This is a genomic window from Novosphingobium aquiterrae, assembly GCF_042434435.1.
GTDB lineage: Bacteria > Pseudomonadota > Alphaproteobacteria > Sphingomonadales > Sphingomonadaceae > Novosphingobium > Novosphingobium aquiterrae.
Genome location: NZ_JBHLTL010000005.1, coordinates 55,100 through 76,276 on the forward strand (window position 1 = coordinate 55,100; position 21,177 = coordinate 76,276).

At 63.7% G+C, this 21,177-nt stretch carries 19 protein-coding genes; 5 read left to right on the forward strand and 14 right to left on the reverse strand.

From position 1 onward, the window contains the following. Positions 1-3 precede the first annotated feature (3 nt). The 8 genes from ACFFF7_RS08770 to ACFFF7_RS08805 form a co-directional block, all read right to left on the reverse strand. Positions 4-2,460, reverse strand: coding sequence for a heavy metal translocating P-type ATPase (locus ACFFF7_RS08770; RefSeq protein WP_379481004.1), 2,457 nt, complete (start codon positions 2,458-2,460; stop codon positions 4-6). After that, positions 2,453-2,797, reverse strand: a complete 345-nt coding sequence (locus ACFFF7_RS08775) for a DUF190 domain-containing protein (protein WP_379481005.1) — start codon at positions 2,795-2,797, stop codon at positions 2,453-2,455. Before ACFFF7_RS08775 ends, ACFFF7_RS08770 begins: the two co-directional genes overlap by 8 nt. Positions 2,798-2,808: 11 nt before the next feature. Beyond that, entirely contained in the window at positions 2,809-6,054 is a 3,246-nt protein-coding gene (locus tag ACFFF7_RS08780; RefSeq protein WP_379481006.1) for an efflux RND transporter permease subunit, read from the reverse strand. Positions 6,055-6,057: 3 nt separating this feature from the next. Continuing rightward, a complete protein-coding gene (locus tag ACFFF7_RS08785) occupies positions 6,058-7,212 on the reverse strand; it encodes an efflux RND transporter periplasmic adaptor subunit (protein ID WP_379481007.1) in 1,155 nt (384 codons plus the stop codon). A gap of 78 nt (positions 7,213-7,290) precedes the next feature. Next, the gene (locus ACFFF7_RS08790; protein WP_379481008.1) at positions 7,291-8,559 is read right to left on the reverse strand and encodes a TolC family protein; all 1,269 of its coding nucleotides are present in this window, start codon (positions 8,557-8,559) and stop codon (positions 7,291-7,293) included. Between the two features lie 122 nt (positions 8,560-8,681). Then, positions 8,682-9,023, reverse strand: a complete 342-nt coding sequence (locus tag ACFFF7_RS08795; RefSeq protein ID WP_379481009.1) for a hypothetical protein — start codon at positions 9,021-9,023, stop codon at positions 8,682-8,684. 53 nt (positions 9,024-9,076) lie between these two features. Continuing rightward, positions 9,077-11,059 (reverse strand): heavy metal translocating P-type ATPase, encoded by a 1,983-nt coding sequence (locus ACFFF7_RS08800; protein ID WP_446686287.1) that lies wholly within the window; start codon positions 11,057-11,059, stop codon positions 9,077-9,079. Positions 11,060-11,269: 210 nt separating this feature from the next. Then, positions 11,270-13,186, reverse strand: a complete 1,917-nt coding sequence (locus tag ACFFF7_RS08805) for an FTR1 family protein (protein WP_379481153.1) — start codon at positions 13,184-13,186, stop codon at positions 11,270-11,272. Between the two features lie 135 nt (positions 13,187-13,321). Here ACFFF7_RS08805 and ACFFF7_RS08810 point away from each other — a divergent pair, with 135 nt between their 5' ends. The 5 genes from ACFFF7_RS08810 to ACFFF7_RS08830 all read left to right on the forward strand — a co-directional run bounded on the left by ACFFF7_RS08810 (position 13,322) and on the right by ACFFF7_RS08830 (position 15,845). Next, positions 13,322-13,747, forward strand: a complete 426-nt coding sequence (locus ACFFF7_RS08810) for a MerR family transcriptional regulator (protein WP_379481010.1) — start codon at positions 13,322-13,324, stop codon at positions 13,745-13,747. Positions 13,748-13,937: 190 nt separating this feature from the next. Continuing rightward, entirely contained in the window at positions 13,938-14,351 is a 414-nt protein-coding gene (locus ACFFF7_RS08815) for a hypothetical protein (RefSeq protein WP_379481011.1), read from the forward strand. A gap of 50 nt (positions 14,352-14,401) precedes the next feature. Continuing rightward, entirely contained in the window at positions 14,402-14,611 is a 210-nt protein-coding gene (locus tag ACFFF7_RS08820; RefSeq protein WP_379481012.1) for an SHOCT domain-containing protein, read from the forward strand. A 32-nt stretch (positions 14,612-14,643) separates the two neighbouring features. Next, entirely contained in the window at positions 14,644-15,396 is a 753-nt protein-coding gene (locus tag ACFFF7_RS08825) for a c-type cytochrome (RefSeq protein WP_379481013.1), read from the forward strand. A 62-nt stretch (positions 15,397-15,458) separates the two neighbouring features. After that, a complete protein-coding gene (locus tag ACFFF7_RS08830) occupies positions 15,459-15,845 on the forward strand; it encodes a DUF302 domain-containing protein (protein ID WP_379481014.1) in 387 nt (128 codons plus the stop codon). A gap of 190 nt (positions 15,846-16,035) precedes the next feature. Here the strand turns inward: ACFFF7_RS08830 and ACFFF7_RS08835 are convergent, their stop codons facing one another. From ACFFF7_RS08835 to ACFFF7_RS08860, 6 genes are all read right to left on the reverse strand, one after another. Then, complete coding sequence (locus ACFFF7_RS08835) at positions 16,036-16,776, reverse strand: PepSY domain-containing protein (RefSeq protein ID WP_379481154.1); 741 nt, start codon at positions 16,774-16,776, stop codon at positions 16,036-16,038. Continuing rightward, positions 16,773-17,969, reverse strand: coding sequence for a copper resistance protein B (locus ACFFF7_RS08840; RefSeq protein ID WP_379481015.1), 1,197 nt, complete (start codon positions 17,967-17,969; stop codon positions 16,773-16,775). The genes ACFFF7_RS08835 and ACFFF7_RS08840 overlap by 4 nt, the downstream gene beginning before the upstream one ends. Continuing rightward, positions 17,966-19,732: a copper resistance system multicopper oxidase gene (locus tag ACFFF7_RS08845; RefSeq protein WP_379481016.1), complete on the reverse strand. Its 1,767-nt coding sequence runs from the start codon at positions 19,730-19,732 to the stop codon at positions 17,966-17,968. Before ACFFF7_RS08845 ends, ACFFF7_RS08840 begins: the two co-directional genes overlap by 4 nt. Positions 19,733-19,801: 69 nt before the next feature. Further along, positions 19,802-20,365: an RNA polymerase sigma factor gene (locus ACFFF7_RS08850; RefSeq protein ID WP_379481017.1), complete on the reverse strand. Its 564-nt coding sequence runs from the start codon at positions 20,363-20,365 to the stop codon at positions 19,802-19,804. Further along, positions 20,362-20,802, reverse strand: coding sequence for a periplasmic heavy metal sensor (locus ACFFF7_RS08855; protein ID WP_379481018.1), 441 nt, complete (start codon positions 20,800-20,802; stop codon positions 20,362-20,364). The genes ACFFF7_RS08850 and ACFFF7_RS08855 overlap by 4 nt, the downstream gene beginning before the upstream one ends. Beyond that, on the reverse strand, positions 20,799-21,077 hold the full coding sequence (locus ACFFF7_RS08860) for a hypothetical protein (protein WP_379481019.1): 279 nt from the start codon (positions 21,075-21,077) through the stop codon (positions 20,799-20,801). Before ACFFF7_RS08860 ends, ACFFF7_RS08855 begins: the two co-directional genes overlap by 4 nt. Positions 21,078-21,177: the final 100 nt, after the last annotated feature.

Consider the following 21,177-nt stretch of genomic DNA (forward strand, 5'->3'; position numbering starts at 1 on the left):
TGTTCAATGTTCCCCGTCAATTACCTCGCGGTAGGCAAGCAGTCGCAGGGCGTTGAACACGACAATCAGCGTCGAACCTTCGTGCATCGCCACCGCCGGGCCAATCCCGAGGCCGAGTATCGTGGCCGGCACGAGCAGAGCGACGACCCCCAAGCTGACAAACACATTCTGGCGAATGATACGGCGAGTTTGACGGGATAGTCCTACCGCGAACGGGAGGTGCGATAGGTCATCAGCCATCAGCGCGACGTCAGCGGTTTCAAGCGCGACGTCCGAGCCTGCCGCGCCCATCGCAATACTAACCGTCGCACTAGCCATGGCAGGGGCATCATTGACCCCGTCGCCCACCATTGCGACCTGTGCTTCGCTGCGCAGCTTGCGGATGGTGGTGACTTTGTCCTCGGGCATCAGGTCGCCCCATGCCTCGTCGAGCCCGACCTGGCGCGTGACCGCATCGGCCACACGCTGGTGGTCACCCGAGAGCATGACCATGCGGCGGATGCCGAGTTGCCGCAGGCGATCAAGCGCGTCGCGAGCGGTTTCGCGAGGCGTGTCGAACAGGCCGATAGCACCGAGATCGGTATCGCCGCGCCGCACCACCATCGTTGTGTACCCTCCGGCACGCAGTTTCTCGATCGCGTCGGCCATGGGCTCGGACAAGGCAACGATGCCGTCCGCGCCGAACATTTCGGCCTTGCCGATCAGCACTCTCTCGCCGTCGACCTGCGCGGAGACCCCGCGCCCCGTCAGACTTTCGATCTGGGTCGCCTCCGGGATCGGACGATCACCGACATGGTCCTTGCCGTCACGGGCTATTGCCTGCGCGAGCGGATGACCGCTCTGGCTCTCGACCGCAATCGCCACCGCCATCAGGTCCTGCTTATTGATGCCGGGTGCGGGCACGATCTCCTGGATGCGCGGTTCGCCCTGGGTCAGAGTGCCGGTTTTGTCGAAGGCGATGGCATCGAGCGCACCAAGCAGCTCAAGCGGCGCGCCACCCTTGATGAGGACGCCACCCCGCGCCGCGCGGGCGACGCCAGAGAGCACAGCACTGGGCGTCGCTATGGCGAGCGCACAGGGACTTGCCGCAACCAACACCGCCATCGCCCGGTAGAAGCTGGCGCGGAACGGCTCGTCGACCACGACCCAGGCAAAGAGCAGCAGGACGGTCAGGCCCAGTACCGTAGGCACGAAGTAGCGTTCGAATTTGTCGGTGAAGCGCTGGGTCGGCGATTTCTGCGTCTCGGCTTCGCTGACTAGCTTGATGACTTTGGCAAGCGTGGACTCGCTGGCGAGCTTGGTGACTTCGATCTCGAGCGCACCGCTACCGTTGATCGTTCCAGCAAAAACCCGATAGGCGGACTCAAGCCGATCGGGATTGGTGCGCGCGGCATCGTCGTCCATCACTGCCCGCTTGTCGACCGGCATGCTCTCACCGGTCACCGGGGCCTGGTTGACCGCGCTCGAGCCCTTGACGACAAAGCCGTCGGCCGGAATGCGCTCGTCAGGTTTCACGGCGAGGACGTCACCGAGCGTGAGTTCCTCCACCGGCACCTCGCGCGTCGACCCATCGCTCTGGCGCACCATCGCTGTGCGAGGGGCCAGTTTTGACAGCGCCTCGATGGCGCGCTTCGCCCGACCCATCGCATAGTGTTCAAGGGCGTGGCCAAGGCTGAACAGGAACAGCAGCAGTGCGCCTTCGGCCCAGGCGCCAAGCGCGGCGGCGCCGGCGGCTGCGACCAGCATCAGCGTATCGATCTCGAACCGCCGGGCCTTCAGGTTCTCGAACGCCTCGCGCAGCGTGAAGAAGCCACCGAGCCCATAGGCGACAATGTAGCAACCCAATGGAATCCAACCAGGTGCATCGCCAAGCTTCTCGATGGCGAATCCGATCGCGAGTACGAGACCACAGCCGAGCGCGAAGACCAGTTCGGTCCACGAACCAAAAATTCCGCCGTGGCCATGGTCATGCTTGCCAGGGCCGTGGTCATGTCCGGCGTGATCCTCTTTGGCCGCGGTCTTCTGTCGCAGGCCCAGCCTCTCAAAAGCCGCCAGGACTGCCGGTTCGTCGATCTGATTCCGGTCGAACTCGACCCGCACAAAACCCGCCGGGCTGACCCCGGCTTCGAGCACACCAGAAATCTTGCCGAGTTGCTCGCCGATCCTGCTTGCTTCTCGCGGGCGGATGGTCTCGCCCAGCTCCCATCCGACATGGCCAAAACGCGCCGATATATCCGCGCCTGCGGCCTCGATGACCGAGCGCACCTGCGGCAGTGACAGCGCACCCGGGTTAAAGTGAACGCACAGCACCGGCGTGTCGCCGTTGGACTTTGCGATATGCGCATCATCGACGCCGTCGCGCGCCTTCAGCACTGCCAGCAGGCGCTCGACGCAGCGATCAGCCGCGTCGTGTACTTCGGGCAGGATCAGCGGAACGTCGAATTTGACCTTTTTAACCATGATCGTCACCATCCGTTGATAGTGCCAGACCGCTCAGCACTTCGACCGCCTCGAGCGTGACGAGGCCGATGCCGGAAACCCCGGCCAATTCGGCAGCGAAGCCGCGCAGCTTGTCCTCACCGTCGACGATTTCGATGACGAGGGCTCGGTCGCTTTCGAACACGTGCTTCCGGTGCAGGTGCGCGGAGTGTCCGAAGCCCATGAGGGCTTCGAGCACCGTTGCACCGGCGAGGCGGCGCTCGCGGGCCAGGGCGGTGACATATTCGAATACCTTGCGATCGCCGACATAGGCGCTCTCGTCAGTGTAGACGCGAAGCAGTCTCGCAGCATTGGTCATGTCCATCTCCTTCACTTCGCCAACCTAGGGCTATGCGGCTGCTCGCCTTGTTCATCCTCCCGGAAGCCCTCCTTCGGACCCAGGACAACCCGGGCAATCGCCGGAAGGACCAGCAGCGTCAGAACGGTCGCTGCGATCAGTCCGCCGATGACGGTCATTGCCAGCGGCTTTTGCACCTCGGCGCCGGTGCCATGTGCCAGCGCCATCGGTACGAAACCGATCGCGGGCACGAACCCGGTCATGATGACGGCACGCATCTTGTCGATCATGCCGGCCCGGATCGCTTCGACAAGGACGAGCCCTTCTTCGAGCCGCTCGCGGATGGCAGTCATCACGACGAGCCCGTTGAGTACCGCGACACCCGCGAGACAGATGAACCCGACTGCCGCCGATACCGAGAAGGCAATTCCCGTCACGGCCAGCGTGAACACGCCGCCCGCAAGGCCCAGCGGCACGGCAAGGAACACCGCAGAGGCCCGCCGCAGCGTACCGAGCGCCAGGAACAGCAGTACGAAGATCGCCGCAAAGCATAGCGGCACGACGATCGACAACCGATCGGCGGCCGCCTGCAGGTTCTGGAACTGGCCGCCCCATTCGAGATAGTAGCCCGCTGGAAGCTTGACCTTGGCGACCTTGGCCTGAGCCTCGGCGACAAACGAACCGGCATCGCGGCCCTGCAGGTTCGCCTGGATCACGACGCGGCGCTTGCCGTTTTCGCGCGTGATCTGGTTGAGCCCTTCGGTGAAGCGGATCTGAGCGACTTGGCTCAGCGGAACCGAGCGGCGCGCCTGGCCGTCCTGCGCAGGCAGCATGACCGGGAGCGCCATGACCTCGTCGAGGCTCGCCCGGGTCGTGTCCGGCACACGGACAGCGATCTCGAACCGGCGGTCGCCTTCGAACAGCAGGCCGGACTCGCGCCCGCCCATCGCTGCGGCGACAGTGTCGGCCACTTCTTCGACGCTAAGGCCGTAGCGCGCGATCGCTGCACGGTCGAAGCGGACGTCGAGCGTCGGAGCCCCGCCGGTCTGGTCGGCCTTGACGCTCGTTGCGCCGGGGATCGACTGGAGCACCCGGACTATCTCGCCCGCCGACTGCGCCATCTTGTCGAGATCATCGCCATAGAGCTTGATCGCAACATCGCCGCGCACCCCGGCAATCAGCTCATTGAAGCGCAACTGGATGGGCTGGCTGACCTCGTAGAGCTGGCCTAACCGTCCGTTGGCGGCGTTCTCGACCCGCTCGACGACGTCCTGCTTGTTGTCCACGCCATCTGGCCACTGGTCTTGCGGTTTGAGGATCACGAACCCGTCCGAGATGTTCTGCGGCATCGGATCGGTGGCAACCTCCGCAGTACCGGTCTTCGAGAACATGAGTTGTACTTCGGGGAGCTTCGTTACCGCGTTCTCGACGCCGCGCTGCATGGCAAGCGACTGTTCGAGGCTGACCGAAGGCACGCGGGTCGAGGCGAGCGCGAGGTTCTTTTCGTCGAGTTGGGGAATGAACTCGGACCCCAGCAGGGCAAAAGCGGGTATGGCCGCAACGAAGAAGGCCAGCCCTGCGCCGATGAAGCGCCACGGACGCTCGAGCGAACGGTCGAGCAGCGGCAGGTAGCGCTGCTTGGTCCGGGCGATCAGCCAGACTTCCTTTTCGGCAACCTCGCCGCGGATGAGGAGCGCGACCAGCGCCGGGACCAGCGTGATGGCGAGGATGAACGCGGCGACCAGCGCCAGCATGATGGTGATCGCCATCGGCGAGAAGGTCTTGCCCTCGACGCCCGTGAACATCAGCAGCGGAGCAAAGGCGAGGAGGATGATCGCCTGGCCGAACACCGTTGGTTTGATCATCTCCTGGCTGGCGCGCATCGTTTCTTCAAGCCGTTCGCGCAAGGACAGGACGCGGCCTACCTGGGCCTGCCGGTGGGCAAGCCGGGCAAGGCAATTCTCGATGATGATCACCGCGCCATCGACGATCAGACCGAAGTCGAGCGCGCCGAGGCTCATCAGGTTGCCGGACACCCCGACAATATTCATTCCCGTCGCCATCATCAGGAACGAGAACGGGATGACCAGTACGGCGATGATCGCCGCGCGCCAGTTGCCGAGCAGCAGGAACAGCGCGGCGGCGACGAGGATCGCGCCCTCGGCGAGATTGCGCTCGACTGTGGCGACGGTCGCGTTGACCAACTTGGCGCGGTCGAGCACGACCTCTACCTTCACACCCGGCGGAAGTGTCTTGGCGACCTGATCGAGCTTTGCACCGACGCCTTCGGCAACGGTCCGGCTGTTTTGGCCGATCAGCATCAGCGCGGTGCCAACCACGGCCTCGCGCCCGTTCAGGCTGGCTGCACCGGTGCGCAAATCGCCGCCGATGCGGACATTGGCGATCTGGGACACGGTGATCGGAACGCCGCCACGCGTCGCGACCACGGCGTTGCGGATTTCATCGACCGAGCGGATGCGCGCATCGGCACGCACGAGATAGGCCTCGCCGCCGCGATTGAAGTAGTTGGCACCGACCGCGAGATTAGCGGCTTCGAGCGCCTTGGCGAGTTCGCTGTAGGAAATGCCGAAGCCGGTGAGCCTGGTGGGATCGGGCTCGACCACGAAAGTCTTGGCATAGCCGCCGATCGAATCGACGCCTGCAACACCCGGCACGCTCTTCAATTGCGGCGCGAGAATCCAGTCCTGCACGGTGCGCAGGTATCCGGCCTTGGCGACTTCATCGTTGAGGACTTGGCCTTCAGGGGTCAGATAGCTGCCATCGGGCTGCCAACCCGGCTGCCCGGCGACCCGGCGCGCACCTTTGCCGTCCGGGTTGGCATAGCCGACCGTGTACATGACGACTTCGCCAAGACCCGTGGTCACCGGGCCGATCTGCGGCTGTAAACCTGCGGGAAGTTTCTCTCCCGACTGGATCAGGCGCTCGCCAACTTGCTGGCGGGCAAAGTAGAGATCTGTGGAATCGGAAAAGATCGCGGTGACCTGGCTAAAGCCGTTGCGCGATAGCGAGCGGGTCGTTTCCAGACCCGGGATGCCTGCCAGCGCCGTCTCGATGGGATAGGTGACCAGCTTCTCCATCTCGACCGGAGACAGACCCGGATCGATGGTGTTGATCTGCACCTGGTTGTTGGTGATGTCGGGCACGGCATCGATCGGCAGGCGGGTGAGCTGCCACAGGCCAATGCCGGCGACGGCGAGGAAGAACAGCACCACCGCCCAGCGCATACGGACGGAAAGCGCCATGAGGCTTGCGATCATGACTTATTCCTCCTCGCCCGCGCCCTTGCCGAGTTCGGCCTTGAGCAGGAATGCATTGCGAGTAGCGACCTGGAAGCCCGGCTTCAGACCCGAGAGGATTTCCACCCGCCCGGCACTGCGCTGGCCTACGACCACGGGTTGAACCCGGAACCCCTTGGTCGTGCGCACGAAGACCACGTCCTTGCCATTGAGCGACTGGAGCGCATCTTCGGGCAGCGCAATGGCGTTGCCGGGCGTACCGAGGCTGGGATAAAGCCGAACCCTGACCCCGAGGCCCGGTTGCAATGCTTCGCCAACAACATCGATAACCGCGGTCGCCGAGCGCGTTTGACCATTTAGCGTGGGCGTTACCGCCCTTACTCGGCCCTCAACCGTGCCCCCTCCCGGCAATTCGATCACCGCGCGATTGCCGGCGGCAAGACGCGCCATGTCAGCCGGGCCGACCGACGCCTCGACCTGTATCTGGCGTGGATCGGCAACGCGGAACAGTTCGGCTTCGGGTTGGACGTAGGCGCCCAGAATGGCAGTCGCGGATGTCACCCGGCCCGAGATCGGGCTGCTGACCGCGGTGCCGCGACCATCGCGCGTGACATTGGCTGCGCCCATCGCGGCACTCGCGCGCCTGGCTTCCGCTTCGGCTGCCGCCGCCTCGGCCTGTGCGGCTTCGTAGTCGGCGCGCGAGGAGACTTTCTGCTCATAGAGATAGCGCTCGCGAGCAAGGTTGCGCTGCGCGAGCGTCGCACGCGCCGCAGTTGACGAGCGTTCGGCCGCGATTTGGCCGGCATCCCGGCTTTCCACGATCGCCAGTGCTTCACCGGCGCGAACCGGATCGCCAAGCCGCTTGAACACGCGGGTGACGGCGCCCCCGGCGCGGGCGGTCAACACCGCTTCACCGGTTGGCGACGACGCGACCACGGCCTGAACCACGATCTCGGAGCCGAACCCGCCTGCCGACACCGCTTCGACGGCGATATCCGAATTGCGGATCGCTTCGGCGGAGAGATCGAGCGAGGTCGGAGCCGCTTCAGCAGCTTCCTCGGCCGGCGCGGCGGCAGTGGACGATTCGCTGGTCCAGCGGGCAGCCATGAAGCCCCCCCCTGCTGCGAGCACGAGTGCGCCAGCAACACCGGCGACGAGGCGCTTGTCGTCAAAGTACATGGGTAATCTCCGAAATGGGGCGACGCCCGGCGCCGGTTGCGGCGCACGGCAGGCATCGGGAAAACAGGTCATCCAGCTTCACTGCGCAGTTCCCCGGTCGGGAGCAGGCGCAACGAGCCGTGCAAGGCGTGCTTCGGCATTGTGATAGACGAACAGCGCGTCGACATAGGCCGATCGGGTCTGCGCCAGGGTCCGTTGTGCCTCGATCAGGTCGAGCTGACTGAACTTGCCGTTGGCGTAACCGATCCCGGCGATCCGGGCGGCCTCGAACGCAGCAGCAAGGCCCGGACCGCCTGCGGCGCGCGCACTGGCGGCGGCATTGGCGAGTTCAGCCTGCGCCGAGGCAATCTCGCGCTCAGTGTCGATCAGCGCCACGCGCCGCCGGGCATCCGAGGCGGACTCTTGCGCGGTTGCCTGATCGAGCGCCGCCTTGCCGCCATTGAACAAGGGCAGCGGGATCGAAACTCCGAAAACTGCGGCCGTGTCGTTCGACGCGGACAGGCGCTTTGCACCGGCGCTCAAAGTCACATCCGGCACGCGCTGCGATCTGGCGAGGCGCACCTGCGCCGAGGCAGTCGCGAGGTCGGCCTCGGCGGCGGCCAGCGTCAGTGTCCCCTCGGCCTTGATCGGAGCGGACGGACCATAGGAATCGACGCGTTCGAACCAGTTCCGATCAAGCAGTCCGACGACCGGCTGACCGATCAGCCGTCCGAGATTGGCCCTGGCGGTCTCGGCTTCACGCCGGGCACGATCGAGCGCGACATCGGCGTTGATCCGCAGGACGTCGGCCCGTTGCTGTTCGATTGGCGAGGCTGCTCCTGCTGTAACCCGCGCGCTGGCGGCGCGAAAGCCCACGCCCGCGAAATCGGCTTCCATCTGGGCGATCTCGACCCGCCGCTCGGCGGCAATCGCGGCAATGTAGGCTTGCGTGACCTGAAGGCGCAGGTCGGCGGCCACGACAGCAGCCTCGACCTCGGCGCGCCAAGTCTGGGCATCGGCCACCGCGATCCGCGCCGAACGCTTGCCCCCGAGTTCGATCGGCAAGGCAAAGCCCGTCGTCGTTTCTGCGCTTTGGGTACCCCTGAACTCGCCTGTCCCGCCAACATTCTCGACCTGGACCTGCACCTCCGGATTTGGGCGCAATCCCGCGACGTTCCGGCCGGCCTGTGCAGCACGCAGGTCAGCGGCGGCCGCATCGAGCCCCGGCGCACTGCTGCCTGCGGCGGCGAGCGCCTGATCGAGCGTGAATACCGGTGCGGGGACGGTGGCCGCCGAGACCGGTGCTTCGGCCTTGACGGCCTGACCAATCGTGCCGAGCAGGATCGCCGCCGCAAGGACGCGCGGCACCGGCGCACGGGCGCTCCTATCGCGCGCTACGGACGCGCACGCGTCCGTTTGACTGTCTTGCATGAAGTATTTTCCTGAAAATCATGAGCCTTGGGCGCACGTGTGGCGCCAGCGGATGATCTTCAGGCGGCGGGCGGCTCTATGGGCGGAGCCGACCCAAGCGAGGTCAGCGGATAAACCATCTGCGGCATGACCAGGGATGTGACAGACCAGATCCCCAGCGCATCAATCTCGGTATCGATCTTGATCGCGATACTGCAATGGTGGTGAGCAACCGCATGACAGGGCACATCCCCACCTTGCTTGTCGTGCTGACCGATCGCGGCATCGACATAATCTTCGATGTTGAGAACCTCGCTCGCATGACCTGCAAGCATTCCTTCGGCGTGGCCGGTTTCGGGCATGACTACAGTGCCGATCAACACGGCCAACAGCAGCAGCAAGGAAACGAACCGGACCTTCATATTAGCGCGAATACCAGTCGTGTTGAACGACGGCAAGGAGAGGATAGCGCCTTTCATTGTCTGACCAGTCTCAGACCATTGGCGACCACGAGCAGGCTCGCGCCCATATCGGCAAACACGGCCATCCACATGGTTCCGCATCCGAGCATCGTAAGTGCCAGAAACACTGCCTTGATGCCCAGTGCCAAGGTGATGTTCTGGATAAGCACCGTGCGGGTCATGCGGGATATCTGGACAAAACGCCCGATCTTGTTGAGATCATCGTCCATCAAGGCAACGTCGGCCGTCTCGATGGCGGTGTCCGAACCCGCAGCACCCATCGCAAAGCCGATGTCGGCGCGCGCAAGCGCCGGTGCGTCGTTGATGCCGTCGCCGACCATGCCGACATAGCGGCCATCGCGGATGTAGCGTTCGATCGCCTGGAGCTTGTCCGCAGGCAACTGGTCGCCCAGTGCCCTGTCGATCCCGACCTGCTGCGCGATGGCTGCGGAGGTGCGGGAGTTGTCGCCGGTCAGCATCACCGTCTCGATGCCAAGCTCGTGCAAGTCCCGGATGGCAACACGGCTGCTGTCTTTGATGGTGTCGGCAACGGCGAGGAGAATGAGCGGCCCCTTGCCGTCGGTCAGGACAATGACCGTCTTGCCCTGTGCTTCCAGTTTGGTGAGCTGCGCCTCAATCGCGGGCGAGCATACGCCGGTTTCGTGGATCAGCCGGTGATTACCGAGCAGATAGTCGATGCCGCCAATCGCGCCCTTCACCCCGCGTCCTGGCAGCGCGGCAAAGTCAGTCACATCCAGCAAGCCGATGCCGGACTTTCGGCCAGCTTCAGCGATCGCATAGGAAACCGGATGGTCCGAGCGGGCAGCAAGACTGGTCGCAATGCTTAGGCTATCGATCCTCTCTGCCGCACGGAACCGCACGGTATCGGTCAACGCCGGTTTGCCGTGCGTGATCGTCCCGGTCTTGTCGAGCGCGAGCACCGCGAGCCTGTGACCCTGTTCGAGATAGACCCCGCCCTTGATCAGGATGCCCCGGCGCGCCGCGGCTGCGAGGCCACTGACGATCGTGACCGGGGTCGAGATGACGAGCGCGCAAGGACAGGCGATCACCAGCAAGACCAGTGCCTTGTAGATCCAGTCTAGCCAATTGGCAGCGAATAGCAGCGGCGGAACGAGGGCTACCGCAACGGCGCCGAGGAACACGACCGGCGTGTAAATGCGCGCGAACTGGTCGACAAAACGCTGGGTCGGTGCGCGGGCGCCTTGGGCGGACTCCACGGCCTCGATGATCCGGGCGAGCGTCGAGTGACGGGCATCGGCAGTCACTTCGTATTCAAAGGAACCGGCTTCGTTGAGGGTGCCGGCGAACACCTGATCGCCGGTTGCCTTTTCGACCGGCATGCTCTCGCCGGTGATCGCCGCCTGGTTGATCGTCGAACGACCGCTTGTGACGGTGCCGTCGAGCGCGATGCTCTGACCTGGCCTGATTCGAACAATGTCACCGATGCGCACCGATGCGGCCGGGCGATCGACCCACGAGCCGTCCAGCTGACGAACGGTGGCGTGGTCGGGGGCGAGCTGGACGAGGCTGCGAATGGCATTGCGGGCACGGTCGAGCGATTTCGCCTCGATCAGCTCGGCGATGGCGAACAACACCATGACCATGGCGGCCTCAGGCCACTGACGGATCAGGAGCGCGCCCGTCACCGCGATGCTCATCAATGCGTTGATGTTGAGGTTGCCGTGGCGCAGCGCAATCCAGCCCTTGCGATAGGTATCGAGCCCGCAGACCGCAACGGCGAGCAAGGCGACCAACGCGACCGTCCATTCGGGCAAGCCGGACCAGTGCATGATCTCCGCGACCAACGCCGCAAGGCCGCCCGCGGCATAGGGCCACCACGGCTTCGCGGCTTCCTCGTGAGGCGCCTCGTCGATGCTAGGTTCAAAGAGTTCGGCTTCCATGCCGAGTTCGCGAATGGCCGCCTGGACTTCGGTCACTGTGCCGCTTCGATGGACGACCGTCAGCACGCGCTGCATCAGATTGAATTCGAGCCCATGGACTTCGCCCATGGTGCCGAGCTTCTTGCGGATCAGTGCTTCTTCGGTCGGACAATCCATCTGGGCAATGCGCAAACGAGTGACGCTGCTACCCTCAGGCACAGCCGAAAGCGTGGACGGAACTGTCTCGTCCAGGGAAGCAGGCGCTGAACTTGAACCGCAGCAAGTGTCGGCCATGGTACTACTCCATCACGCCGCCACCGCCTTGCGGGCCAGCCTTTCGTTATACCATCCCCCAGCCACTATGACCGCGATCGTCAACAGTTGCGCACCAATCGACTGCCAGGTCGGGAACAGTCCCAGCACCGGGATGCGGGGCATGTGGGCGAGCGGGGCAATGTCGATGATCCCCGCCTCCTGCAACGCGGAGACACCCTTGCCGGCGAGGACGACCGCCAGCACTGCGATCAGCCAGGAGCTGTATTTGAAGAACTCGCCCACCGGCAGCTGGGCACTGAACCGCAGCATGGCCCAGGCGATCAGCGCTAGGACGACGACGGCCGAGATTGCACCAGCCAGAATGACTGCGCCGTTCCCCTGTGCGGTCAGCGCCGCATAAAACAGGATCGTCTCGAACACCTCGCGGTAGACGACGATGAAGGCGAGGCCGAACAGGAACCACGCGGAGCTACGCGACAGCGCCTTGCCGAGTGTCTCGTTGATATAGCGCTGCCATTCCCCAGCCTGCGACTTGCCGTGCATCCAGATACCGACGGACAACAGGACCACGGCGGCGAACAGCGAGCCGAAGCCTTCGGTCAATTCCCGGCTCGCGCCGCTGATGCCGATGAAGAAGGTCGCAATGGCCCAGGTCAGCGCTCCTGCGGCAAGGGCCGCGATCCAACCGACGTGGACATGACGAACCATCTCGCCGCGATCGGCTTTGCGCAGAAAGGCGATCATAGCGACCACGATCAGCAGCGCTTCCACGCCCTCGCGCAGCAGGATGGTGAATGCGCCGAGGAAGGTGGACGCTGTGCTAGCGGCATCGGGCGACAGCACCTCCTCGGCATCGCTGAACAGCCCATCAAGGACGGCCATGCGATCCTTGACCGCGCTGACAGGTTCGCCGCGGCCGATGGCGGCGCGAAGATTGCCCATTTCGGTCTCGATCCGCCCCATCAGCGTCGCATCACGCGCCGCGAGCGCCGGCTCGACCGGCTCGAACCCGTCGAGATAGGCGGACAGCGCGAGCTTCTTGGCCGCCTCTCTGTCGCCGGCCTCGTAAGCCGCAAGGCTCGCCTGAAGCTTTTCATGAGCAACTGTCAGCGATCCGGCCTTGGCTTCGCTCACCGCTTCGGGATGCGCCCGCAGATAGCCAAGGACCGCATCAGCCTTGTCGGGGCCAATCTGCCGCCCGAGCAAGGCAGGCGTCATCCCGGCGAGCGCGGCAAGGTTGGGAACCTGGCTGCGCAATGCGGCATCGCTCTTCCAGAGCTGCTCGCCCTTGCCAGCATCGGGGAAAGCGAAGCGGCCGATGTAGAACGCTAGGTTCCAGCGGTCCTGCGAGGGCAATTCGGAAAAACTGCGCATGGCCGTGCCATCGAGACCCTGGCCGATCACCTGATAGAGCGCAAAGGGGCTTCTCTCGCGGGCACGCGACGCATCGGCAAAGGCAACCGGCACGGGGTTGAGCTTGGCGGCGTCCGGTCCATGACCGTCGCCGCTCAGGCCGTGGCAGCCTGCACAGTTTTGCGCGTAGAGTGCCTTGCCGCGCGCCAGATCAGGGGTTTTGCCGGGTGCGAGCGGGACGGGATAGGCCGTCAACAGGTGCGCGGCGAGCGTCCGCGCGGACTTCGCTACGTCTTTCGGCGCGGCTTTCTGCGCGACCATGCCCCGAAACGCTTTCGCCTCGGACAGCAGCTCCGCCTTCTGCGCTGCTGGCGGCAGCGCCGCGAGCTTGGTCTCAACCGCGCCGGCGAACTCGGTCATCTCCGCATATTCCTGCGGGCTCTTCACCTTTCCAGCGGCGACTGCCCCCGCATAATCGACCGCGACATAGTCGAGCAGCCGCCAGGCCGTCTGGACATCCTCGTCGCTCGGGTTTGCAAAGGCGGGGGCCGTTCCAGCCACCAGCAGGGACAACACCAAGGCGACCAGGCGCAGCGCGCGGGTCGCGGCCTTGATGGATTTCGGGGCGTGATTCGCGAATTGGGTCTTGCTCATCGGTCCCCGATACAATCTACAGTATCTGTAGAAGCAAGCAGTTTTTGCGAGCGATTCGCAATATGGGGCAATACGATGGGTGAACCCGCGCGTTTGGCGATTGGCGACCTGGCTCGGCAAACCGGAACCAAGGTCAACACGATCCGGTTCTACGAGGACATCGGCCTGCTCCCGCGTCCGCAACGGACCGCCTCGGGAAGGCGAACCTATAATGCAGCGGACGTCCGCCGCCTCTCTTTCATCCGCCATGGCCGCAGCCTGGGATTTTCGGTTGACGAAATCCGGTCACTGTTGGCGCTATCGGATCAGCCTGAACGCGACTGCGGGGAAGCGGCGGCAATCGCGCGCCAGCATTTACGCGACATCGAAGAGCGCATCGCCCGCCTGCAAACCCTGCGCAGCGCACTAGTGGGCGTCGCTGCGTCCTGTGATGGCGGCCGCGCCGCAGATTGCCGCGTGATTGAGGCGATCGCAGGAGGCGACCTGTCAATAGAGGCCTGATCTCAAGGCAAATTGAAACGCGGTTTCTTCGCGTGACCCAGTCGCGCGGCTGACGTGTGTTTCCATGGCGTTCACAGTCCGACGGAATGAAGAATTGATCGCAATCAAGGCTTGCTCCTCCAGTGTCTGTAGATTGTAGACTTATCGAGTCGTCGCAACCTCGGCGCACGGTGGGCAGGGGAGTGGTGCAATGAAAAAAGCAAATGGTTTTGGCCGAATTGGCCTTGTGATTGCAACGGGTTCGGCGCTTCTTGCTAGTGTTGCGATTGCCCAGACAGCACCGGCACCGGCACCGACGCCCTGTCCCATGGGGCCGGGCATGATGGGGATGATGGGCCCCGGAATGATGGGGCCTATGATGGGTTCCGGCATGATGGGCGGGTATGCTCAGCCACAAGCCAATCTAAACCTCTCGGTCGATGATGTCAGGGGCTCTGTCGAGCGTTGGATCGCCATGACGGGCAATCCTCGCCTCAAGCCGGGCAAGGTCGCCGCCGCCAATGCGGACACGATCACGGCAGAGGTCGTGACGGTCGACAAGGAAGCGCTCGTGCAGCGCTATGCCGTCAACCGCCACACCGGCTATTGGCAGCAGGTGCCGTGATACCGATGTGGGCGAACGGCGCCTGCCAGAATGCTGGTTGGGGCAGCGGAATGATGTTCCATGGCGCCTTCTCCCTTCTGCTGCTTCTGCTGGGAATTGTCGGGATCGTTATTCTCTTCCGTATCGGCCTGAAGCCGCGGGCAGGTTCCGGCGATGCGGGTAATCGTCCGCCTGCTCTCGACGTCCTCGAACGGCGGTACGCCAGCGGTGAAATCGAACGGGAAGAATATTTGCAGAAGAAGGCCGACCTCGGGGCTTAGGAATGCAGGGCCCCAGTGATCCTTTTGGCGAGATGCCCAAACCGGTAAGGCGACAGAAGGCAATTCTGGTTTGTGCCGGGACTGGCCCGTTCTGGCTCGTGCTCGCAGTAAGTGCTGCCCTGAGCGGCTGCGACTCGCACCAGGTGACAGCACAAGCGTCAACAGAAAATCAGCCGTGGGCCAACGTGCAAGCAGCGGACGCAATAGCCGGTGACGCCGGGCGAGGCCTACGGATCGCGCAGGAAAAGTGCGGGGCCTGCCATGGCGCCGATGGAAGTGGCGGTCCCGACCCGCATGTCCCGAAATTGGCAGGGCAAAGCCTGCCCTACCTCTACTGGGAAATTCGCGCCTTCAAGGAAGGAACGCGCAAATCCGACATTATGGCCCCCAATGTCACCGCGCTCGCCTATGAAGACATCGCCGATGTTGCGACCTATTTCAGTCAACAGACCCGCAAGCCCGATGAGCAAAAGGACGAAAGCCGGATCGCCGCAGGTCAATCCCTGTTCTATTCCCGCATGCCCTCCTGCGCGATGTGCCACAGCTCGGGTAGCGGACGCGGGATGCCCATGAGGGGCATGATGGGTGGTGGCATGGGCGGAATGATGGGGCCGGGTACGGCCAATGTCCCCAACCTCGAGGGCCAGCACGCGACCTATATCGTCGATCAACTGAACCGCTTCGCCAGCGGCGAGCGCCAGGGCACAGTCATGAACCGGATGGCCGCGAGCTTGAATGACGCGGACAGGCAGGCGATTGCCGATTTCCTGTCGAGCGCTCCCTGAACCTTGTTATTCGGGCCGCCAATGGAAAGCCTGGCCTGTCTCTTTCTGCTGAGGAAAGCACATTGAGCTATTATTTTGCCAAGACGCTGGAGACCGATTTCGAAAGTGCCGTGCAGCGCGCCACGGAGGCTCTGAAAGCGCACGGCTTCGGAATCATCACCCAGATCGACGTCAGGGATACGTTCAAGGCCAAGATCGGGGTCGATTTTCGCGATTATCGCATCCTGGGGGCCTGCAATCCCCAATTGGCGCATGAGGCGCTCAAGATTGAGGACAAGGTTGGCACAATGCTGCCGTGCAACGTCGTTGTTCAGGATGTGGGCGGTGGCCGGGTTGAGATTGCCGCGATTGATCCGGTCGCCTCGATGAGGGCCATCGACAATCCGCGACTAAAGCTGGCCGCCGAACAGGTGCGTGAGAAGCTGATGAGGGCGATCGGAAGTCTCTGACAGCGGGTCGAAGCAACCCTCGGTTGCCTGCAGACGCCTGCTCAGACAGCTGAAGGTCGCGGTCGCAAAGCGTCATGTCGGCGGAGTGAACGAGCTTGAAGAGAAACCCCAAATGGGTCCGAGCTCAACATTCGGTTCTCACAGATTTCCGACCGCAACAGACACCACCCCTTCGGGCAACTTTCCCGGTCTAGAGTTTGCTGGGTCCCAACGCCTTTGCCGCACGTTTGCGCCGAATCGGCCAACGCATGAACAACAGCATCGTACCTGCCAGCCCAAAGAGCAAACCGCCAATGGCAAATGCCACCAGCCACGGCGTATTGAAATCTTCATGGTTCTTCCAATCCATGATGTGGAGGCTCCAGAAGAAGTCGTAGAGGCGCCATGTGCCGGTCCGTACGGCGGCGATCCTGCCGGTGTCGGCTGCGACAAACACGCTTGTTCCATCGGGATCGGCAAACGCGATCCGCCAAGAGGGAACAGTGCCGCGATATTCGGGGCTTTCCTCGGTTATGCGGGTGACCGTCGAACCCGGCTTTTGGTCCGATTTCCAAGCCCGTTCGGCAATTCGCGTTGCTGCCGCGGCATCGATCGGGGGCAGCGCATTGCCATTGGTGGCATCGTAAAGCCGAACCCCTCGTGCCGTCGCCACTTCTGCGACCGGCTTGTTGTCCAGGATGCGCCAGGTCAAAGCTTCAACCGGCACTCCGACCTGCGCGAGCAGCTTTTCGGGCGGGACCAAGTGCAGTCCAGTCGGAATCGGTGCGACCGTATTACGGCTTACAAGATGCTCGCCGCGCACCTTGGCGATCGGCAGCAAGCTCATCAGCGCCCCGCTGGCAAACCAGATCAGCAGCTGGGCACCTATGAACAGCGCCAGCCACTTGTGCAAATGGCTGGCGAACAGGTGGATGCGATGTTTGCCTCTCAAAACCAGAACCTTATGCCGGCAACGACGATGACTGCATTGGGCTTGTCCCCAGACAAACGCATATAGCGCGCGGTATCGCCGGTCTGCCCGGACCACTCAACCCCAATGTAGGGCGCAAACTCCTTGCGCAGCTCGTAGCGCAGGCGGGCACCCAGCTCGAAACTGGTCAATCCCGAGCCAATACCGATGGCCGGCATGTCCTGCGCCGAGAGGTTCAATTCGAAACGCGGCTGCAAAATGAGCTTTTGCGTAATTCGCTCGTCGTAGCTGCCTTCGAACCGGGCACGGACATCGCCCTTGTCCGAAAGGAACAGCTGCCCGGTCAGATGCAGCCAGTAAGGCGCGAGCCCCTCGACGCCGAACACGGCATAGGTGCGCGATGGATTGGGAGCAATGTCATGCCTGATGCCGACGTGGGCATTCCAGAACGGCGAAATCGCACGCGAATAGAGTGCCTGAACCTCGAAGTCGTCGATCGGCTTGCCAAAGCTACCTTCCCCCTCGGTCTTGATCTGCAGGCGGTCAATATCGCCGCCGAACCAGGCATCGCTTTCCCAGCGATAGCCGTCGCCGCCCGGGCGTGGCTGATATTCGGCGAGATCGAACAGGATCATCGAACCACTGAACGCGCCGTTCTCACGCCGCAGCGCGGAACGGGACCGCGCCATCACCGCCGGGTCAAACAAGGCATCGGCGGCGTGATCAGTCGCCGCCGCCGGGGCTGGCGCAGTGCCGATTTCTGCATCTCCTGATGACATGCCCGGCATGGCAGTCATGTCATGGTCCGCATGGGGGTCGGCCGGAACGGTGGTGTCCGGCTTCCCCATGTCCATGCCAGGCATGGATGCCATGTCGTGTCCAGGCGCGGCGGGTGTCTCCTGACCAGCTGGCGCAGGGGCGGGCGCGGCTGGCGGCTTGTCCATTCCGGGCATACCGGCCGTGCCGTGACCGGCTGCGGGATGGGGCACCGGCGGTGCTGCACGACGGGTTGGCGCGACCACCTGTGTCGGCCTTGCTCTTATCCGGGCCTTGGGCGCGCGGCGCTTGACGGGCTTGGCCTTTGGCTTGGCCCTGACCACCTGTGCGGCCGCCGGTGGGGGCATTTTCATGCCCGGCATGTTCATGTCCATCTGCGCGGCGGCTGGGGACGCAAGCGCGATAGCAACGGCAGTGCTGACGAGCAGGAGCTTCATGCCGCATCCTCCTCGTGGCGGACCGTGACGACGCGGAACATGCCCGACATCATGTGGAGCAGCATGTGGCAGTGGAACGCCCAGTCGCCGAGCGCGTCGGCTGTCAGGTCGAACGAGACCTTGCCGCCGGGCAGGACGTTGACCGTGTGCTTGACCGGGTGATGACCGGGATTGCCGGTCACCACCTCGAAGAAGTGTCCGTGGAGATGGATCGGGTGCGGCATCATCGTATCGTTGATCAGATTGACGCGGACCCGCTCCATGTGCCGGAAGGGGATCGGTTCGGTGTTCTCGCTGAACTTCTGGCCATCGAACGACCACATGTAGCGCTCCATGTTGGCGGTCAGATGCAAATCGATCTCTCGCGACGGCGCGCGGGTGTCGGCATTGGGCGCGAGCGATTTGAGGTCGCGGTAGGTCAAGACCCGGTGGTCGACCTTTTCGAGGCCGGTCGGACGCTCGCCGGTCCGGTCAGTCGGCATCGGGGATAGCGTAGCGACCCCCGGACCCATTTTGACCTGCGGCGCGACCGAGGGATCGCGCATATTCATCGCGCCGTGCCCCCCCGCCCCATGATCCATACCGGCCATATCACCGCCAGACATGTCCATTCCCGCCATGTCACCGCCGCCTGACATGTCCATGTCGCCCATGCCCATGTCTTTCATCGTGAGTAGTGGGCGTTCGCGAATTGCCGGGATCGGCGCGACCATGCCAAGGCGCGGCGCCAGCGTCGCGCGGACCTGTCCGGAACGGTCGATCCCCTCGGCAATGAAGCCGTAGGCCTGGTCCGACGAAGGCTGGACGATCACATCGTAGGTTTCGGCTATGGCGATCTGGAACTCGTCGGTTTCGACCGGCTGCACATTCTGCCCATCGGCGGCGACCACGGTCATCGGCAGTCCCGGAATCCGGACATTGAAATTGGTCATCGCCGAGGCATTGATGATCCGCAGGCGCACACGCTCGCCCGGCGTGAACAGTCCTGTCCAGTTGGCGGCGGTGTCGTGTCCGTTGACGAGAAAATGGTAAGTTGAGCCGGTGACGTCCGAGATGTCGGTCGGATCCATCCGCATCCCCGCCCACATGCGCCGCTCGGCTGGCGACTGGTCCTTGCCTGCCAGGCGGCCAGCCAGTGTCTGCTTCTGCATGTTGAAATAGCCCCCTTGGGCCTTCAGTTTGCGCAGCAGTGTGTGCGGGTGGGTAAAGCTCCAGTCGGCTAGCAGGATCACATGCTCGCGGTCGTAGGCCACCGGATCGGGACCGGCAGGATCGACGACGATCGCCCCGTAAAGCCCCATCGCTTCCTGCATGGCCGAATGGCTGTGATACCAGTACGTGCCCGATTGCCTGACATCGAACTCATAGCTGTAGGTCGCGCCTGGCTCTATTCCTGGAAAACTGACGCCTGGAACGCCGTCCATCTGAAACGGAACCAGCATCCCATGCCAGTGGATCGAGCTTTCTTCGGCAAGTGTGTTGGTAACCGCAAGGCGAACCTTTTGGCCTTCCTTGAGGCGGATGATGGGTCCGGGAGTGCCGCCGTTGATCCCGATGGCATGCCCTTCGCGGCCGCCAACGCCGATCATCGCGTGCCCGATCGAAAGGGCGATCTCCTCGCCTGATGCGCTTGCCATCGGTGCGGCAAGCCCCGGCGTCCCTCTGCGCGCCCAGGCGGGCAGCGCCGTCGACATGGCAAGTCCCCCGCACCCCAAGGCGGCGGAACGGATGAGGGTGCGTCGATCGAGGGAGATTGCTGGCATGATTGTTACCGGATTGAGTGGCTGACTGTCAGTGCCTCATACGCAGCGCCGGGCCATGCCCCTCAAAAACTAATCGCCGAGCAAGGCCTTCAGCTTTGACCGGGCACGATATAGCCTGGTTTCGATAGTCTTCTCGCTGACCGACAGCACATCCGCGGCCTCGGCCTGGCTCAGGCCATCGACAGTTCTCAGCACCAGAGCCTCACGCAGGCGCACCGGCAGCCCGACAATGGCAGCGGTCACCCGCGCCAGCTCAGCTCGATCGGCGGCCTGCACATCGGCGGGAACGGCATCATCGTACACGCTGAAGGCGTCTTCCAATGGAGCTGCGCGGGTGAAAAAGGATCGAACCCTGCGCCGCCGCGCCCAATCGCGGCATTTGTTGAGCGCGATCTGCTTGATCCACACCGAGAACGGACGTTCGCGATCGTAGCGCGCGAGTGCGGCAAACGCCGCGACGAAGGTTTCCTGGGTAATGTCGAGAGCCTCATGTGGATCGCCGGTGGTCGCGCGCACCAGGCGAAAAACCGGCTCGCGGTGCCGCGACAGCAATTCGCGATAGGCGTCCTGTCGCCCGGCGAGCGCCAGTGCCGCGATTTCCGCATCGCTGCCGTCAGTCAGCGGCAGGCTCACCGTGTGTCGGGGGTCAGGGCCCTGGTGACGGTCCTGTCGAACTTGACGGCCTGATCGGGCCGAAGAACGGCACGCATAGCGAAGAGGTGCTCGAGGGTTTCCTTCTGCATCTCGCCCATGACCATATGGGTGTGATCGATCGCGGCGGTTACTTCGGGTCCGTAGCCGTGCTCGGTCTGCATCGCGGCGGCGAGATGGGCATTCGCAGCGCGCATCTCGAGCTCGAGCGCCTTTCGGCGAGCAGCGAATCGCTGCTCGATCGCCTCGATTTTGGCTTGCTGCGCGGCATCGAGGTCGAGTTCGGTATGCAACAGTGCGTGAAGTTCGGTTTCGGTCTGCTTTTCGGGCGCGAGGAGCGCCCGCCCGGCGTAGGTGCCCCCCATCGCCGCCACGAAGGCGACGAGGGCGATCAATGCGATTCGCTTGCTCCAGCTCACTGATGAACATCCAGCAATGTCGAGGGTGCGAGTGGGTTGTCTGGTGCAAACGGCGACAGCGCCTGCGCAGTGGCAGGTTCACTTCCGGTGAACCCGCCCCCGGCAAAGCCTACGACCAACGCGAAGGCGACAGCGTAACCCATCAGGCGCGGAGATACCGCCGCCTCTCGCCGACTACGCGCAAGGCCTGCCAATACGGCATCGTCCAACTCGGCCAGCCCGGCCGGGACCGGCAATGCGCCGAGGCGGTAAAGCGCCTGATCAATGTCGGGCACGAGCAATCTCCCTATGTCTTGGCTCCTTATACGCAGGGGCAGGAGCGACCCCTCAGGAAATTTCCATTGCGGAAATTTCAAGGGGCAGTGGCGCGGGCTG

Excerpts from the sequence above, each read along its gene's own strand:
- ACFFF7_RS08770 (WP_379481004.1), bottom strand. The coding sequence starts at position 2,460 with ATGGTTAAAAAGGTCAAATTCGACGTTCCGCTGATCCTGCCCGAAGTA.
- ACFFF7_RS08775 (WP_379481005.1), bottom strand. The coding sequence starts at position 2,797 with ATGACCAATGCTGCGAGACTGCTTCGCGTCTACACTGACGAGAGCGCC.
- ACFFF7_RS08780 (WP_379481006.1), bottom strand. The coding sequence starts at position 6,054 with ATGATCGCAAGCCTCATGGCGCTTTCCGTCCGTATGCGCTGGGCGGTG.
- ACFFF7_RS08785 (WP_379481007.1), bottom strand. The coding sequence starts at position 7,212 with ATGTACTTTGACGACAAGCGCCTCGTCGCCGGTGTTGCTGGCGCACTC.
- ACFFF7_RS08795 (WP_379481009.1), bottom strand. The coding sequence starts at position 9,023 with ATGAAGGTCCGGTTCGTTTCCTTGCTGCTGCTGTTGGCCGTGTTGATC.
- ACFFF7_RS08800 (WP_446686287.1), bottom strand. The coding sequence starts at position 11,059 with ATGCAGCGCGTGCTGACGGTCGTCCATCGAAGCGGCACAGTGACCGAA.
- ACFFF7_RS08810 (WP_379481010.1), top strand. The coding sequence starts at position 13,322 with ATGGGTGAACCCGCGCGTTTGGCGATTGGCGACCTGGCTCGGCAAACC.
- ACFFF7_RS08815 (WP_379481011.1), top strand. The coding sequence starts at position 13,938 with ATGAAAAAAGCAAATGGTTTTGGCCGAATTGGCCTTGTGATTGCAACG.
- ACFFF7_RS08820 (WP_379481012.1), top strand. The coding sequence starts at position 14,402 with ATGATGTTCCATGGCGCCTTCTCCCTTCTGCTGCTTCTGCTGGGAATT.
- ACFFF7_RS08825 (WP_379481013.1), top strand. The coding sequence starts at position 14,644 with ATGCCCAAACCGGTAAGGCGACAGAAGGCAATTCTGGTTTGTGCCGGG.
- ACFFF7_RS08840 (WP_379481015.1), bottom strand. The coding sequence starts at position 17,969 with ATGAAGCTCCTGCTCGTCAGCACTGCCGTTGCTATCGCGCTTGCGTCC.
- ACFFF7_RS08845 (WP_379481016.1), bottom strand. The coding sequence starts at position 19,732 with ATGCCAGCAATCTCCCTCGATCGACGCACCCTCATCCGTTCCGCCGCC.